Raw genomic sequence first — 15,371 nt, 5'->3', positions numbered from 1 at the left:
GTCATTTACGGATGAGCCTGGCCGGAAACCTAGTGGACCTCTGCCTCGGCGGCGGCGAGGGCGTCTTCTTCCGCCTTGATCGCCTGATGGTCTTCGGCGATCAGCATGTACATGGCGGGGACGACGAAGAGTGTGAAGAGCGTTCCGATGGCAAGGCCGCTCGCAATGACGAGGCCGAGATTGAAACGCGACACCGCGCCGGCGCCGCTTGCGAGGATCAGCGGCATGACGCCGAGAACCATGGCGGCGGTGGTCATCAGAATGGGGCGAAGACGGATGCCGACCGCTTCCTCGATGGCTTCGCGCTTCTTCTTGCCCTCAAGCTGAAGGTTGTTGGCGAATTCGACGATCAGAATGCCGTGCTTGCTGATTAGGCCGATCAGCGTCACCAGACCGACCTGCGTGTAGATGTTGAGGCTTGCGCCCCCGATGCCGAGGCTGATGAAGATCAGCGCGCCGCAAAGCGACATAGGCACCGTGATCAGAATGATGACCGGATCGCGGAAGCTCTCGAACTGCGCCGCCAGCGTCAGGAAGATGATGACGAGGGCGAAGAAGAACGTGATGATCAGGGCGCTGCCTTCCTGCACGAACTGGCGCGACTGGCCGCCGAAGTCGACCGTATAGCCGGCGGGCAGGGTCCGGGCCGCGAGGTCGCGGAGATAGGTGAGCGCCTGACCCGTGGTGATGCCCGGGGTCGACACGCCCGTGATCGAGGCCGCGTTGAGCTGCTGGAAGTGGTTCAACGCCTGAGGCACCGTCTTCATCTCAATATGGGCGACGGTCGAAAGCGGGATCGACTTACCCGAAGACGTGCGGATGTAGTAGTTCGTCAGCTGATCCGTGTTCAGACGGAACTGCTGCTGCACCTGCGGAATGACCTTGTAGGAGCGGCCCGAGAGGCTGAAATAGTTCACATAGCCGCCGCCGAGCATCGAGGTCAGCGCCGCGCCGACATCGCTCATGGTGAGCCCCATGTCGGCAACCTTGTCGCGGTCGATGACGATCTGGGCCTGGGGTTTGTCGAACTTCAGGTCGGTGTCGAGGAAGATGAAGTTGCCGCTCTTCTGCGCTTCGGCAAGCAGGTTCCGCGACACTTCGTCGAGACGCTCGAATGGTTCGGTCGTCTGGATCACGAAATCGATCGGCAGGCCGCGCGCGCCCGGAAGCGGCGGGGGCTGGAAGGCCACCGCGCGGACGATCGGAATCTGGTCGAGCTGCCCCTGCAATTCCGCCTGGATCTGGCTCGACGTCTTCGAACGCTCATCCCAGGGAATGGTGACGAGGCCTGCGATTGCCTGTGTCGGCATGATCGCCTGGAAGACGTGATCCGTTTCCTTGTGGCTCCGGATCGCCTTGTAGACTTCAGCCTGTCCTATCTGGCGCTGCGTGATCGTTGCCGTCGGCGGCGAGGTGATCATGCTGATGACGATGCCCTGGTCTTCCTGCGGCGCGAGTTCGGTCTTTGCGAAAGACCAGAAGACATAAAGGCTGCCAATGACGATGAGCGCGAAGACGACCACGACCGGAATCTGGTCGAGGCTCGCCGACAGGGCACGGGAATAGGCTCTGTGCAGCTGTTCGAAGCGCCGGTCGATGGCCTGGATGAGGCGCTGCTCCCAATCGCTTTTCTCTGCGTCATGCGCCTTGAGAAGGCGCGAGCACATCATGGGCGAAAGCGTGAGGGCGACGATGGCGGAAACCGTGACCGCGCCGACCAGCGTGAAGGCGAATTCGGTGAAAAGCGCGCCGGTGAGGCCGCCCATGAAGCCGATCGGGATATAGACCGCGATGAGAACCACGGTCATGGAGACGATCGGACCGCTGAGCTCGCGAGCGGCGAGCACGGACGCCTTTAATGGAGAAAGCCCCTCCTCAAGATGCCGGTTCACGTTCTCGACCACGATGATCGCGTCGTCGACCACCAGGCCGATGGCGAGGACCAGCGCGAGCAGGGTGAGCAGGTTGATCGAGAACCCGAACATCAGCATGAAGGCGAAGGCGCCGATCAGCGACAGGGGAATGGCGAGCGTCGGGATGAGCACCGACCGCGGCGAACCGAGGAAGGCGAAGACGACCAGAGTCACGATGACGAGCGACTCGACCAGCGTGCGCACCACTTCCGAGATGGAGCTGTTGACGAACTTCGTCGCGTCATAGGCGATGGCGCCGTGGAGGCCTTCAGGAAGCTGTGCCTGAATTTCGGGGAAGATGGCGCGAAGGCGCTTGATGACGTCGAGCAGGTTCGCGGTCGGCGCGACCTTGATGCCGATCTGGACGGCAGGCTTGCCGTCGAAGCCGCCGGCGGACTCATAGTCTTCGGCGCCGAGCGTGACGTTGGCGACATCCTGAACGCGGACGGAGGTGCCGCCCTTGTTCTTGACGATGAGATTGCGGAATTCATCGAGCGTATGAAGGCTCGTCGATGCCGTCAGATCGTATTGGACCATCTGCCCCTTGGTCGTGCCGACCGCGGAGAGGAAGTCGTTGCGGGCCAGAGCCGTCGAGACGTCCGTGGCGGTGAGCCCATAGGCGGCGAGCTTGTCCGGGTCCATCCAGACACGCAGCGCGAAGCGCTTTTCACCGAGGAATTCGGCCTGCTGCACGCCTTCGACCGCTTGCAGCTTCGGCACGACGACACGCAGCAGATAGTCGCTGATCTGGTTCGTGGCGAGCACTTCGCTGTTGAAGCCCAGATACATGGAGTCGATCGTCTCGCCGACGGCGATGGTGATGACCGGTTCCTGGGCTTCGGCGGGAAGCTGGTTCTTGACCGCATTGACGCGGGTGTTGATTTCCGTGAGCGCCTTGGCGGAGTCGTAGTTCAGGCGAATCTGCACCTGAATCTGCGAGAGGCTTTGCAGGCTGCTCGACGACATGTAGTCGATGCCGTTGGCCTGCGCGATCGAGGCTTCGAGCGGCGTGGTGATGAAGCCTGCGACCACATCGGCGCTGGCGCCGTAATAGGATGTCGTCACCGTCACCACGGCGTTCTCGGTCCGCGGATATTGCAGGATCGGCAGCAGCGACACCGAGCGAAGTCCGAGAACGAGGATGAGCAGGCTCACCACCGTTGCGAGGACGGGACGCCGGATAAAGATGTCCGTGAAGTGCATGGCTTACTCCGACCTTAGCGGTCCTGTACTTTCGGCGACGTGTCGTTCGGCAGCTTCACGCTGTCGCTGATGGCGATATGCGAGCCGTTCTTCAGCTTGATCTGGCCGGAGGTCACCACCATGTCGCCTTCCTTCACACCCTTGAGCACGGCAATCAGGTCGCCACGCGTCTCGCCGGTGGTGATGAAGGTCTGGTCGGCGGTCAGCACGGGCTTGCCGTCCGCTCCCGGCTCGCCCTTCTTCACGATGAAGATCGACTGGCCATAGGGATTGAACGTGATCGCCGTCTGCGGCAGGGCGAAAACCTTCTCGGGCTCGCCGGTGACGATCTTCACGGTGCCGAACATGCCCGGCAGGAGCTTCGCCTGAGGATTGGGCAGTTCCGCGCGCACCGCCACGTTGCGCGTCTCGACGTCGAGCTTGGGGTCGATGGCCGAAACCTGCCCGGTGAAGGCTTCACCCGGGAAGGCATTGGTCGTGAGAGTGATCTTCTGGCCAGGTTTGACGAGGTGGACCGACTGCTGCGGAATCGAGAAGTCGAAGAAGATCGGGTCGAGCGCCTGGAGGGTCGTGACCTTGGTGCCGGCCGTGAGGTACTGGCCGACATCGACAAGGCGGATACCAACGCGGCCCGCGAAGGGCGCCTTGATCTGCTTCTTGTTGACGAGAGCCTGCTGAGCGGCGACCTGGGCCATTGCGCTCTTGTAGGCGGCGATTGCGTTGTCAAGCGCGGCCTGGCTGACGGCGCGCGTGCGGACGAGTTCCTTGTTGCGCTCATAGGTAATGCGCGCGAGCTCGGCAGAAGCCTTGAGCGCGTTCAGGTTCGCCACGTCGTCTTCGTCGGCAAGCTGAAGAAGCACGTCGCCCTCCTTCACGTCGTCGCCGGACTTGAAGGGAATGGAGGCCACCACGCCCGCGAGCTGGGGGGCGATATCCGTGCCGCGAACCGCGCGCAGGCTGCCGACCGCGCTGATCGTCGGTTCCCAGTTCTGCGGGGTCACGGTCATTGCGGCGACCGTCTCGGCCTTGTTGCCCATGGAAGCCATGAACTTCTTGGTCATCATGCCCATGAAGAGCTTGTAGGCGATGAACAGGCCAAGAATGGCGCCGACTATGGCGAGCATGATTGCCATGCGTCTGGTCATCATGGGCTTCTCCAGGTGCGATTTAAGCTAAGGTTACGGACGGGATAGAGGACTGCGCGTGCGAGGCGGGGGCGGAATGGCCATATATGGGTGATCGGCCCCGCTTTTAGAATAGTAAGTCTGCCGATTTTACTAATGGTAGGATTGCCGGCTAGCAAGGGGCAGTAGCGTCAGCGGAGGAAAAAGGTCGTGCTTGCTATCAATTTGCTGGCGTTTCTTCAGTTTATCGGTGTCGCCGCCTTCGCCGTGTCCGGCGCGCTTGTGGCTGGCGAACGCGAAATGGACTGGTTCGGCGTGGTGGTCCTCGGCGTGATCGTGGCCGTGGGCGGGGGCACCATCCGCGACATGATGCTGGGCGCGACGCCAGTATTCTGGATTGTGTCGTCATGGTACGTAGTCGTGGCATCCGTATTTGCGCTGGCCACAATTCCCCTCATGAAGTGGGGGATTGATGTCCGCCGACCCATGCTGATCGCCGACGCCATCGGTCTCGCCGTCTTCGCGATATTGGGAACGCGCAAGGCGCTCGACATGGGTATATCGGGGCCCGTCGCCGTAATCATGGGTGTCGTTACGGGCGTTTTCGGCGGCCTGATCCGCGACGTGCTGGCGAACCGGACCCCCATCATCCTGAAACGTGAGGTCTACGCCCTGGCCGCGCTGGTCGGCGCTGCGCTCTTCGTTGTCCTGCGCGAATTCGACCTTCCCGCCTCGGTCAACCTGTGGACTTCGATGGTGACCGTGCTGGCCATCCGCCTCGCGGCGCTCGCCATGCGCTGGTCGATCCCGACATTCAGGATCGAGCCGAGCGAACCTGAGTAAGGTGCCTGTGCTTGGCAAGGCCGTCGAGCAGGAGTAGATTGCCGCCAATCCCGGATTTGCCGGGCGAGGATGAAACGATGACGCGCATGTTCCTTTGCAACAAGGCCTGGTGGACCACCTGAAGGGTGGCCCAGTCATGTCGTCTATCGACCTGCCGGATCGGCCGCCCCATTTGGAGGCGGCCTTTTTGTTTCCGTAATCGGATGGAAGGCGCCTTCAGGGGCAGCCGCCGGCGCCATTACGGAGCGCAGGATGTTCAAGGAAGCAGCAATACGAAAGGAATTTGACCTGCAGGGCATCGTGCCCTGGGGGCGGCGTTACGACGAGTATGCGGAGTTCTTTGCGCTCGCCGATCTGCCGCTGGAAGGCGCTGTTCTCGATGTGGGCGGAGGGCCCGCGTCTTTCGCGGCGGAAGCGGCCGGGCATGGGATTGAGGTTCTGGCTTGCGATCCGATTTATGCGGCGAGCGGCGCCGCCATCCGGCATCGCTTCGAGGAAACCCGCAATGACATGATGGCGGGCCTGCGCGTTGCGCAATATCGCTTCAACTGGAAGCGATATGGATCGCCTGAACGGATCGAGAGGATCAGGCGCGAGGCGCTCGACATTTTTCTTGCCGACTTCGAGGTTCGGGGCCGGGAGAGATACGTGCCCGCTTCCTTGCCCGCATTGCCGTTCGGAAACGACGCGTTTCAAACGGCGCTCTGCTCGCATCTGCTTTTTCTATATGGCGACGATCTCGATGCGGCCTTTCATGTGGCCGCGATGAAGGAACTCGCGCGGGTCGCCCGGGAGGTGCGGATATTTCCGCTCATCAATCTCGACGGGCGCCCGTCGAGCCATCTACCGGTCGTCATGGAGGCGCTGGAGGAGGCGGGGCTATTTGCTGAACTCGTTCCGGTCCCCTTCGAATTCCAGCGCGGCGCGACCCGCATGCTGCGCATCAGGAAGGGCTAGTCAGATGCGCTCGAAAAATGCGTCGAGAGCGGCGACCGCCTCGGGCTCGTCGAGGAAGGGAACATGGCCGCGATCCTTGACGGTGACGCTCACGAGGTCGGGATGGCCGGCCTCCATGCGCATCACGGTCTCGGCTGAAAGGATGTCCGAGTTCTCGCCGCGGATGACGAGCGCCGGCACATGGTTCACAGCCTTGAACTGCGCCCACATGTCGGGAAGCGCGCCATTCGCTGCTTCGAGCCCCTTGCGCAGCGCCGTGCCGATCCTGGCGTCGTAATCGATCTTCGGCGCGCCGTTCTCCTCGGCGAAGGTGCGCCGCGCATAGGCGTACCATTGCTCGCTGGTGAGGTTGGGAAACTCGCGCTCATTCGCCATGCGCAGCCGGAACGCCGCCTCGGTCCAGTCGGGCGGGGCCTCGCCGATACCGGCGTAACCCGCGATGCGTTTAAGGCCGGCAATGTCGATCTCGGGGCCGATATCGTTGAAGATCACGCCGGCAATCGCGTTGGGCCGCTGCGCCGCCATAAGCATGGTGACGATGCCGCCGCGCGACGTCCCGACGAATACGGCGCGGTGAATGCCGGCTGCCCCCATCAGGTCGAAAGTATCGAGCATCTCATGGGCGGGCGTGTAGTCCGTCCAGCTCTCGCAATATTGCGAGCGGCCGCGTCCGCGCAGATCGGCGCAGAGGACGCGCCGCGTCGCCGAGAGGCGTTCGGCGAAGGCTTCGAAATCGCGCGAGGTGCGGGTGAGGCCCGGAAGGCAGATAACCGGCGTCGCCCGCGATGCGCGGGTGCCATAGTCGCGCGCGAACAGGCGCAGCCCGTCCTGCGTCGTATAGAACAGTTCGCGGTAGGGCTGTGCCGTCATTGCTTCGAATGCGTCCGATTGGGCGCGATGGGCCTGGGCGTCGGGGCGGTGTCGGCGTCAGCCACGGCCTCTTTCACCGGCTTGGCGTCGGCGGGCCTGTCTTCGTCGTCCGCGACCGGCGCCATGGCGGTCGACGGCAGCGCGAGCGAGGGAGAAAGCGCCATGTCGCCGCCGTCGGCAGGCGGCGTCTTCGCGATGACGGGAATGGGGCCGCCGTTACGCCGACGCAAATCCTCTTCGAGGCGAATCTTGCCCGGCTGGCCGGTGAGACGCGTTCTGTAAATCTCGGTGTTCTCCATCACGCGCTGAACGTAGTTGCGCGTTTCGGAGAAGGGGATGTTCTCGATCCAGTCGATGGGATCGACGGTGCCCGAGCGCGGATCGCCGAACTGATCGACCCATTCTCCCACGCGAGAGCCGCCGGCATTATAGGCCGCGACGCTCATGATGTAGGAACCCGAATAGTTCTCGATGAGGTCGCCGAGATGCGCCGAGCCGAGCATGGCGTTATAGGACGGGTCGCTGGTGAGGCGATCGGCCGAATAGGGAACCTTGATCTGCTTTGCGACGAGCTTTGCCGTGCCCGGCATGAGCTGCATCAGGCCGCGCGCGCCTGCGGGGCTGACGACGCCTGCGTCGAATTCGCTTTCCTGACGCGAAAGCCCATAGACCAGCGCCTTTTCGACTGTCGGGCCCTTCACGCGGTATTCCGGCATGCGAGCGACCGGATAGGCCCGCTGCGGCAGGACGATGTTGCGCTGCGCGGCGGCCTTCGCGATGCGCAGCGCCAGCTTCGGCTCGTCATATTTGAGCGCGAGGTCGGAAAGCTCCGCAAGTTCGCCGCGATCATCGAGAATGTCGGCGAGGTGAAGCATGAAGCTCCACATCTGGTCGGTGCGGCCGAGATCGTGCAGCACCTTGGTCGCATGGACGAGTTCGAGCTTCTCGAAGGATGCCTTGGCGCCAGCGGTTGGCGCCGGGTCTTTCGGCAGGTGCAGACGCGCCGTTCCGCCGTTCATGCCCGCGAGGGCGGCGGTGCCAAGCTGGCCGTAGAACGTCGTCGGATAGGTGGACGCCTTGCGGTAGTAGAGCTCCGCGACGGTCTTGTCGCGAGCGGCTTCCGCCGCGCGGCCGCACCAGTATTCCGCGCGCGCCTTGCTGATCGGCGTCGACACGGCGTCGTTGAGGCGCGCGAAATGGGAAAGTGCAGTGTTCGCATTGTTCAGATACTGGAGTGCGATCCAGCCCGACATGAATTCCGCTTCGGCGAAGTCGGCGCCGGTCTTCAGCCCGTGCTGGGAAACGATCTGATAGGCCTGCTTGTACTGCCCGACGGCGAGCGCCTTGCGCGCGGCAATCTTGCGCTCGATCCACCAGGCGTCCGCGTCGACCATGGCGTGGGGCGCGCTTGGCGCCGTCATGACCAGCGTGACCGTCTTCTCGTCATTGCCCTGGCGGCGTTCATAACGGATCTGGTCGTAGATGAGGCCGGGGTCCGATCTGAGCGACGAGGGCAGGCTCGATAGGGCGCCGGGTGCGAGCGTCGAGCGCGTCATGAGCTTGATGCGCGCGTCGGCGAGCTTCTGCGCATCCGCGCCGATCAGTGCCGCGGTGGCCCGGGCATCGGCGCTGCGCTCGTCGAAAAGCAGCCGGTCCAGCCGCGCCTTGTGGGTGGCGGCGGTGAGATAGGGGCGGAAGCCGCTCAGGATTTCCTTCTGGCGGGCGAGGGTGAAATCGTTCTCCACCCAGGCGCGCTGAATCCACTCTCGCGCTTCGTCGTTACGGCCATTCGCGGCGAGGGCCTTGCCATAACGCAGGCGGCCTTCGCCGGTCACGGGCGGGTGATCGCCAAACCAGTTGAGCACATCCTGATCGCTCATCGAAAAGGCGAGAAGCGCCTCTTCGGCGCGGCGGGACAGGAGCGCCTGACGGGGCCAGTCGGGGTTCTGCTGCTGGAAAGCGACGATCTCGGCCAGAGTGGCGCCCGAATCCTGCGCAACGAGGCGAGACCACAGAACGAGTTTCGCCGCCGTCGGATCGGCGATCCGGCCGGCATGGCGCATGGCTTCCGGCCAGTTGCCTCGATCGGCTTCGGCATAGGCGTCGTTCAAGGCGGCGAGGTCGGCCTTGGTGAGCAGGGTTGAGCTCACCACCGCGAGATGGCGCTTGGGCGTCGGCTTTTTTGCCGCGGTCTTGCTCTTCGCAGTTTTCTTGGACGCGGTCTTCTTGGCAGACTTTTTGGCGGTGCTCTTCTTGCTCGCCGTCTTGGCCTTGCTGGCGGCCTTTTCGGCAGGCTTCTTCGTATGAGCTTTGGAGGTCGTCTTGTGGGGCGTCGTGGCGGAGGTTTCGGCCGCGGCGAAGCTTGCGGGGCCAAAGGCGAGGCAGGCGCCGAGCATCAGGATCAGGAGGTGCGCGACGCGCGGCGACCTTCGGGGTTTTGCCCGGTTCGGCCTTCGATCGCGCTCAGGAGCCGACAATGACTCGTTCCAGTTCATGAATTCCGGCCGCATCGTCCCCCCGGAGGAACGCCATCGACCCCTTCGACGACAGCCGGCTTTTTGCGATTCGGCGCCGGTTTATCGTTCATTGACATTAGCGTTGTGGTAACAAGCGGGGCAATGGGCCGCAAGTCGCATCGCTTGCCGATTTCGGCGGATTTCTTGCCGCGCCCGTGGGTTATGGTTATCGTGCGCGCCGCCCGGAAGGCGGGCGTCCCCGGAAATGCGGGGCTTTGGAGCTTGAGGAACATGTTCAAGGGATCGTACGTCGCTCTCATCACCCCGTTCAGGGACGGCAAGGTGGATGAGGACGCGTTCGCCAAACTGGTTGAATGGCAGATCGCCGAGGGTACGCATGGGCTCGTTCCCTGCGGGACCACGGGCGAGTCGCCGACGCTTTCCCATGAAGAACATCGCAAGGTCGTCGAGATCTGCGTCGAAGTGACGAAGAAGCGCGTTCCGGTCATCGCTGGCGCCGGCTCGAACAACACGGCCGAAGCGCTGGAGCTGATGCATCACGCCAGGAAGGTCGGCGCCGATGGCGCGCTCTGCGTGACGGGCTATTACAACAAGCCGTCGCAGGAGGGCCTCTATCAGCATTTCAAGGCGCTGAACGATGCGGTCGACCTGCCCATCATTCTCTACAACATCCCGGGCCGCACCATTGTCGACATCAGCGTCGAGACCATGACGCGCCTCTTCGAGCTGAAGAATATCGTCGGCGTGAAGGATGCGACCGCGAACCTCGCCCGCGCGAGCCTTCAGCGTCAGGCCATGGGCCCCGACTTCATCCAGCTTTCCGGCGAGGATGGAACGGCGCTGGGCTTCAACGCGCATGGCGGGCAGGGCTGCATCTCGGTGACGGCGAACATCGCGCCGAAGCTCTGCGCGGAGTTCCAGAACGCGTCGCTCTCCGGCGATTACAAGAAGGCGCTGGAGATTCACGACAAGCTCATGCCGCTTCACCACAACCTTTTCATCGAGCCGAGCCCCGGCCCGATCAAGTACGCGGCGAGCCTGCTTGGCCTTTGCCGCGACGAGCTGCGCCTGCCGCTGGTGCCGGTGACCGAACCGACGCGCGAGAAGGTCCGTGGCGCCATGCGTCATGCCGGCCTCATCAACTGAGTATCTGAAACCGAGAGCCCATGTCATCGAAGAGCGGCGGCGCAAAGAAAAAGCTGGGAGACGGCCGGAAGATCATTGCCGACAACCGCAAGGCGCGTTTCAACTACTCGATCTCCGACGTCTTTGAAGCCGGCGTCGAGCTGAAGGGCACCGAGGTGAAATCGCTCCGCGTCGGGCAGGGCAGCCTCAACGAGGCCTATGCGCAGGCGACGAAGCAGGGCGAGATCATGCTCGTCAACGCCTATATTCCCGTCTACCTGCAGGCGCATCAGTTCAACCACGAGACGCGGCGGCCCCGTAAGCTGTTGCTGCATCGGCGCGAGATCGACAAGCTCTCGCAGGCCGTGCTGCGACAGGGCATGACGCTTGTTCCGTTGAAGATGTATTTTAACGACAAGGGCCGCGTGAAGGTGGAAATCGGTCTCGCGCAGGGCAAGAAGCTCGCCGACAAGCGGGAAACCGAAAAGCAGCGTAGCTGGGAGCGCGACAAGGCTCGCGTGATGCGGGAACGCGGGTAATGCAGCGTCCCGGCTTTGTAGCGCGTGCATCAGGCTTCCTGTTCAACCAGCCATATTTTCTTCTCTTCCTTGTGGCGCTTTTCTGGAGCGGCAACGCCATTATCGGCCGCGCCGCCATCGAACGGGGCATGCCGCCCATCGGTCTTTCCTTCTGGCGCTGGTTCCTCGCTTTCCTGATCGTGCTTCCCTTCGCGTGGCGTCATTTGCGCGTGGAGTGGCGGAGCATGCTCGGCGCATGGCCCGTGATGCTCGGCCTCGGCACGCTCGGCGGCGCGAGCTTCAATCTCTGCATGTATATCGGGCTTCAGACCACGCAGGCGATCAATGCGGGGCTCCTGCAGGCTTTCATTCCGGTGACGATCCTCATGCTCGCCATTCCGATCCTCGGCGAGCGGACGAGCCTGCGGCAGGTGTCCGGCATGGCGGTCGCCTTTGCGGGCGTGCTCGCGATCATCTTTCAGGGCGATCTGGGGCGGATGCTCGGACTTTCCTTCACGCGTGGCGACGTCTGGATCGTCGTCGGCGTCGTGCTCAACGCCTTTTATTCGATCGTGCTGAAATGGAAGCCGGCGGTGCATCCGCTGAGCCTGCTCGCTGGCATATTCGGCGTCTCGTCGGTCGCGCTGCTGGTGCCATACCTGATCGAAAGCCTGAACGGGCGACCTGTGCCGCTCACGGAAGTGAGCGTCGGCGCCATTCTCTATGTCGCGCTCTTTCCGGCGGTCGCCGCCTATTTCTGCTATAATCGCGGCATCGAATTGCTTGGACCGTCGCGCGCCGGCGTCGCGATCTATCTCGTGCCGATGATGGTGAGCCTGCTTGCGGTCGGTCTTTTGGGAGAGCCGTTCCACCTCTATCACGCGCTGGGCATGGCGCTGATTTTGGGCGGGCTGGCATTCGCGGAGGCGCGGCGAGGAGGCGGGAAATGAGTGACGGCGACAAACCCGGCCTGATCGGGCAGATCAAGGACAAGCTGATCCGCTCCAAGGAGCGGACCGCAGCCGAGGGCAGGCACCTGACCGGCAAGGCCGATCTCCGACGCGAGAACAGATTGCCGCCGGGCCAGCATCTCGTCGAGAAATGGCCGGTGCTCGACCTCGGCATCCAGCCGGAAATTCCGGTGGAGAGCTGGCAGCTCGTCATCGATGGCGCGGTCGAAAATCCGGTGACGCTGCGCTTCGACGAATTCATGGCGCTGCCGCAGGTCCATTACGTCAGCGATATTCATTGCGTGACGACATGGAGCCGCTACGACAACCATTGGGACGGCGTTTCATCCCGCACGATCCTCGATCTCGTGAAGCCAACGGCCGATGCGCGGCACGTCATTTTTCATTCCCATGATGGCTACACGACCAACATCAGGCTCGAAGTCTTTGCTGAGCCCGATGTGCTGCTTGCCCATGCCTGGGAAGGCGAACGGTTGACGCGCGAACATGGCGGGCCCGTGCGCGCCATCGTGCCGCAATGGTATTTCTGGAAGAGCGCGAAGTGGATCCAGCGGATCGAGTTCAGCCCGGTCGACAAGCCCGGCTTCTGGGAAGAGCGCGGCTATCACAACGAAGCCGATCCGTGGACGGAAGAGCGCTATAGCTGAGGGTGGGGTTGATCCTTCGAGACGGGCCTTTGGCCCTCCTCAGGATGAGGCTCATAAAGCCAGACTCTCATCCTGAGGAGCGGGTGCGAGCCCGCATCTCGAAGGATGAAGGCCGCTGAATCAGCGCCGATCGAGATACGCCCGAATATCCCTGAACACGTCGTGGAACATCTCGGGCGTCAGGCGCCGCGTGTTCGTGTTGTAGCGCGAGCAGTGATAGCTGTCGAAGAGGCGCAGGCCGTTGCCGATGTCGTGGCTCGCCTGATGGGCGAAGGGGAATTTCGAACGCTTCGCTTCATGCGCGGTCAGCACGCTGTCATGGGCGATGCGGCCAAGCGCCAGAATGGCGGTGAGCTTCGGCAGGGCGGCGAGACGCGCGGAAAAGAAACGCAGGCAGGTCTTCGCTTCGAGCGGCGTCGGCTTGTTCTGCGGCGGCACGCAGCGCACGGCATTTGAGATCATCGCGTCATGCAGCGTCAGCCCGTCATCGGGACGGGCCTTGAACTCGCCTTTGGCGAAGCCGAACTCGATCAGCGTCGAGTAGAGAAGGTCGCCCGCATAGTCGCCGGTGAAGGGGCGGCCGGTGCGGTTGGCACCCTGAACGCCGGGCGCGAGGCCCACAATGAGAAGGCGCGCCTTTTCGTCGCCGAATGAAGGCACGGGGCCATTATACCAGTCCGGGTGAGCGGCCTGATTTTCGCGCCGATAGGCGACGAGGCGGGGACAGAGCTGGCAGTCGCGCGGCGCTTCGGGCGCCGCTGCTTCGATTTCTGACATGCCGCCTTTTATCGCGTTCAGGCGCGCGCGGGAAGGTCGATATCGTCTTCTTCGTCGTCGTAGAAGTCGTCGTCATCGTCCGCAGGCTGGACCACCTGAGGGCGATTATCGGCATTGCGGCCGATGAAGCCCCGCAAGGTCTCCAGGTCGATGAACTGATCGGCCTGACGGCGAAGCTCGTCCGCGATCATGGGCGGCGAACTGCGGGTCGTGGAAACGACGGAGACGCGCTTGCCCTTGCGCTGAATGGCATCGACGAGACGGCGGAAATCGCCGTCGCCGGAAAAGATCACGACATGGTCGACCTTGTCGGCGATTTCCATCGCGTCGATGGCGAGCTCGATGTCCATATTGCCTTTGACGCGGCGGCGGCCCGTGGCGTCCGTGAATTCCTTGGCGGGCTTGGTCACGACCGAGAAGCCGTTGTAATCGAGCCAGTCGATAAGCGGGCGAAGCGGCGAATATTCCTGATCTTCAAGTAGCGCCGTGTAGTAGAAGGCGCGGAGAAGCGTTCCCTTGGAGCGGAAAAGTTCGAGAAGTCGCTTATAGTCGATATCGAAGCCGAGGCCCCGCGCGGCCGAATAAAGGTTCGCACCATCGATGAAGAGCGCGATGCGTTCCTGGGGATAGAAATTCATGGTGCACTCCCGGGAGTAGCCAAAAGTCTTTGTTGGGTTGAAATAGACAGGCCCGGCGACTGAGCGCGGCTTGGGGTGGCTGTTCACGGCCAGAAACTATAGAAGCCGATTTGCTTTGAAAACGGGGATTCATCTACATGGACAAATTGAAATGATCCTGCTCGCCTTTGGCGCAAATCTTACGTCTGTTCACGGTGAGCCAATAACGGTGTTGGAGAAGGCGCTCGAACTGATGCCTTCACTTGGCATTTCCGTGCGCCGCCGTTCGTCCTGGTACCAGACCCCCGCGATCACGCCTTATTCACAGCCCCCCTATGTAAACGGTGTCGCCGTGGTGGAGACTGCGCTGCCGCCGGCGGACCTTCTCAGAATGGTGCACCGGATCGAGGCAATGTTCGGTCGCGTCCGGCGCGTTCGCTGGGGCGAGCGGACCATCGATATCGACCTGCTCGATTTTGACGGGATGGTGGTGCCGCCGGTCGGACGCCGGGGCGCCGATGCCGGGCTTGGGGAGCTGCCGCTGGCCTTGCCGCATCCGGGCATTCCCGACCGGGGGTTCGTTCTGGTGCCGCTGGCCGAGGTCGCCCCGGAATGGCGCCATCCGGTGACGGGGCAGGGCCCGGACGAGCTTCTGGCCCGCCTTCAGGCGGCGCAAGGCATTGGCGCGCTTGCGGGAATTGAGAAAATCTCCTGAGGAAGCCGGGGCTTTGGCTCCTAAGAGCCTGTTTCTGCTTGCTTTCTCCTTGCCGAGCCCCTACATACACCGCACAATAGATTTCCCGCCTTACCCCGGAGTTGCAACAATGGCGCGTGTGACCGTTGAAGATTGCGTCGACAAGGTGCCGAACCGCTTCGAGCTGGTTCTGCTCTCCGCGCACCGTGCGCGCGCCATGTCGGCAGGCGCCGAGCTGACCGTCGACCGCGACAACGACAAGAATCCCGTCGTGGCGCTGCGCGAGATCGCCGAGCGGACCGTCGTTCCGGTCGATCTTCGCGAAGACCTGATCGGCACGATGCAGAAGCGCGTCGAGACGGACGAGCCGGAGGCCGAGAGCCTGCAGCTTCTGACGGCTGGCGAAGTGACGGCCGCCGACATTGACACGTTCGGCGCGGGCGCCGGCGGCGACCGCATGAGCGAAGAGGAGCTCCTCCGCGCCATTCAGAGCCAGATCGACTCGCCGCAGCAGAAATCCGCCGACGCGGACGACATGGACGGGGAAGACTAAGCGACCGCAAGGCGGACATTCCTTCCGCTCCCGTGCGTCAATCGGTTTAGAGCGCCGCCCCGGCCGGAAGGTAAGGGCGGCG

General features: G+C 63.0%; 14 protein-coding genes. 8 read left to right on the top strand and 6 right to left on the bottom strand.

The features are described from left to right. Positions 1 to 29 precede the first annotated feature (29 nt). Complete coding sequence (locus tag ABFC66_RS11805) at positions 30 to 3,116, bottom strand: efflux RND transporter permease subunit (protein WP_346741156.1); 3,087 nt, start codon at positions 3,114 to 3,116, stop codon at positions 30 to 32. A 14-nt stretch (positions 3,117 to 3,130) separates the two neighbouring features. Next, positions 3,131 to 4,264, bottom strand: a complete 1,134-nt coding sequence (locus ABFC66_RS11800; RefSeq protein WP_346741155.1) for an efflux RND transporter periplasmic adaptor subunit — start codon at positions 4,262 to 4,264, stop codon at positions 3,131 to 3,133. A gap of 186 nt (positions 4,265 to 4,450) precedes the next feature. Here ABFC66_RS11800 and ABFC66_RS11795 point away from each other — a divergent pair, with 186 nt between their 5' ends. Continuing rightward, positions 4,451 to 5,083, top strand: a complete 633-nt coding sequence (locus ABFC66_RS11795; protein ID WP_346741154.1) for a trimeric intracellular cation channel family protein — start codon at positions 4,451 to 4,453, stop codon at positions 5,081 to 5,083. 252 nt (positions 5,084 to 5,335) lie between these two features. After that, a complete protein-coding gene (locus ABFC66_RS11790; RefSeq protein WP_346741153.1) occupies positions 5,336 to 6,040 on the top strand; it encodes a hypothetical protein in 705 nt (234 codons plus the stop codon). Here ABFC66_RS11790 and ABFC66_RS11785 read toward each other — a convergent pair whose 3' ends face one another. Further along, complete coding sequence (locus tag ABFC66_RS11785) at positions 6,041 to 6,910, bottom strand: alpha/beta hydrolase (RefSeq protein WP_346741152.1); 870 nt, start codon at positions 6,908 to 6,910, stop codon at positions 6,041 to 6,043. Continuing rightward, positions 6,907 to 9,420 (bottom strand): lytic transglycosylase domain-containing protein, encoded by a 2,514-nt coding sequence (locus ABFC66_RS11780; RefSeq protein ID WP_346741151.1) that lies wholly within the window; start codon positions 9,418 to 9,420, stop codon positions 6,907 to 6,909. The genes ABFC66_RS11785 and ABFC66_RS11780 overlap by 4 nt, the downstream gene beginning before the upstream one ends. Positions 9,421 to 9,657: 237 nt before the next feature. On the opposite strand from ABFC66_RS11780, the gene dapA reads away from it, so the two are divergent. The 4 genes from dapA to ABFC66_RS11760 are packed head-to-tail and all read left to right on the top strand — an operon-like array spanning position 9,658 to position 12,648. After that, positions 9,658 to 10,533 carry a 4-hydroxy-tetrahydrodipicolinate synthase gene (gene dapA / locus ABFC66_RS11775; RefSeq protein ID WP_346741150.1) on the top strand — a complete coding sequence of 292 codons (876 nt, stop codon included), beginning with the start codon at positions 9,658 to 9,660 and terminating at the stop codon, positions 10,531 to 10,533. 20 nt (positions 10,534 to 10,553) lie between these two features. Continuing rightward, positions 10,554 to 11,051: an SsrA-binding protein SmpB gene (smpB, locus tag ABFC66_RS11770; protein WP_346741149.1), complete on the top strand. Its 498-nt coding sequence runs from the start codon at positions 10,554 to 10,556 to the stop codon at positions 11,049 to 11,051. Further along, positions 11,051 to 11,980 (top strand): DMT family transporter, encoded by a 930-nt coding sequence (locus ABFC66_RS11765; RefSeq protein WP_346741148.1) that lies wholly within the window; start codon positions 11,051 to 11,053, stop codon positions 11,978 to 11,980. The genes smpB and ABFC66_RS11765 overlap by 1 nt, the downstream gene beginning before the upstream one ends. Then, the gene (locus tag ABFC66_RS11760) at positions 11,977 to 12,648 is read left to right on the top strand and encodes a sulfite oxidase-like oxidoreductase (RefSeq protein ID WP_346741147.1); all 672 of its coding nucleotides are present in this window, start codon (positions 11,977 to 11,979) and stop codon (positions 12,646 to 12,648) included. The genes ABFC66_RS11765 and ABFC66_RS11760 overlap by 4 nt, the downstream gene beginning before the upstream one ends. A gap of 120 nt (positions 12,649 to 12,768) precedes the next feature. Here ABFC66_RS11760 and ABFC66_RS11755 read toward each other — a convergent pair whose 3' ends face one another. After that, positions 12,769 to 13,425 carry a uracil-DNA glycosylase gene (locus ABFC66_RS11755; RefSeq protein WP_346741146.1) on the bottom strand — a complete coding sequence of 219 codons (657 nt, stop codon included), beginning with the start codon at positions 13,423 to 13,425 and terminating at the stop codon, positions 12,769 to 12,771. Positions 13,426 to 13,442: 17 nt separating this feature from the next. Beyond that, positions 13,443 to 14,063: an NYN domain-containing protein gene (locus ABFC66_RS11750; protein ID WP_346741145.1), complete on the bottom strand. Its 621-nt coding sequence runs from the start codon at positions 14,061 to 14,063 to the stop codon at positions 13,443 to 13,445. A gap of 151 nt (positions 14,064 to 14,214) precedes the next feature. On the opposite strand from ABFC66_RS11750, the gene folK reads away from it, so the two are divergent. Next, the gene (folK, locus tag ABFC66_RS11745) at positions 14,215 to 14,757 is read left to right on the top strand and encodes a 2-amino-4-hydroxy-6-hydroxymethyldihydropteridine diphosphokinase (protein ID WP_346741144.1); all 543 of its coding nucleotides are present in this window, start codon (positions 14,215 to 14,217) and stop codon (positions 14,755 to 14,757) included. A gap of 109 nt (positions 14,758 to 14,866) precedes the next feature. Beyond that, on the top strand, positions 14,867 to 15,289 hold the full coding sequence (gene rpoZ / locus ABFC66_RS11740) for a DNA-directed RNA polymerase subunit omega (RefSeq protein ID WP_346741143.1): 423 nt from the start codon (positions 14,867 to 14,869) through the stop codon (positions 15,287 to 15,289). Positions 15,290 to 15,371 lie beyond the last annotated feature (82 nt).

Source organism: Parvibaculum sp., from assembly GCF_039680535.1.
Taxonomy (GTDB): Bacteria; Pseudomonadota; Alphaproteobacteria; order Parvibaculales; family Parvibaculaceae; genus Parvibaculum.
Note: the sequence above shows the minus strand (reverse complement) of the source record. Positions and strands in the feature narration are given on the sequence as shown.